Here is a 1064-nt window from a genome sequence, read left to right as displayed (position 1 = left end):
GTACCTGTACCGCCGGTTACTGTTAAATCAACAGTACCGTTGCTGCCACCGTTGCAGCTTACATTAGTAGCTACACCCGCAGCTGAAAGTACAGTTGGCTCTGTAATAGTTACAGAAGCTGTACCTGTACAACCGTTGGCATCAGTTACTGTTACAGTATATGTACCGGCTGAAAGGTCCGTAAGGTCTTCTGTTACGGCACTATTACTCCACAGATAGGTGTAAGCACCTGTACCACCCGTTACAGTTAAATTGATAGCACCATTATTGCCACCATTACAGCTTACATTGGTAACGACACCACTTGCCGCAATTGCAGCAGGTTGTGTTATTGTAACTGAACCTGTTGCAGTACATCCGTTATTATCTGTAACAGTTACAGGATAAGTTCCGGCTGAAAGGCCTGTAATAGGTAGTGTAGCACTCGGAACTCCGCTATAAGTAGTTCCGTTAATAACATATTCGAATGGTGATGTACCACCCGTAACGTTAATTGTAACAGAACCCGTAGTACCGCTATTGCAGCTTACATTGGTGTCAACTACAGTACTAACTTCTAACAGGGCAGGCTCTGTTATTGTTACAGAAGCTGTAGCTGTACAACCGTTTGCATCAGTTACGGTTACATCATAAGTGCCTGCCATAAGGCCTGTAAGGTCTTCTGTAGTAGCGTTATTACTCCACAGATAGGTATAAGTACCTGTACCGCCTGTTACTGTTAAATCAGCAGTACCGTTGCTGCCACCATTGCAGCTAACATTAGTAGCTACACCTGAAGCCGATAGTATAGTCGGTTCAGTTATCTCTACAGAAGCTGTAGCTGTACATCCGTTAGCATCAGTTACCGTTACATCATAAGTACCTGCCATAAGGCCTGTAAGGTCTTCTGTTGTAGCGTTGTTGCTCCAAAGGTATGTATAAGTACCTGTACCGCCGGTTACTGTTAAATCAACAGTACCGTTGCTGCCACCGTTGCAGCTTACATTAGTAGCTACACCCGCAGCTGAAAGTACAGTTGGCTCTGTAATAGTTACAGAAGCTGTACCTGTACAACCGTTGGCATC

General features: G+C 44.6%; 1 pseudogene. It reads right to left on the bottom strand.

Annotated features, from left to right (window positions below):
- A pseudogene (locus KJK34_RS14965) lies at window positions 1-1064 on the bottom strand (SprB repeat-containing protein); the annotation flags it as partial.

Source organism: Flavobacterium coralii, from assembly GCF_019891545.1.
In the GTDB taxonomy this organism is placed as follows: Bacteria; Bacteroidota; Bacteroidia; order Flavobacteriales; family Flavobacteriaceae; genus Flavobacterium; species Flavobacterium coralii.
The sequence above is the reverse complement of the archived record's forward strand: the minus strand, read 5'-3'. Positions and strand labels throughout refer to the sequence as shown.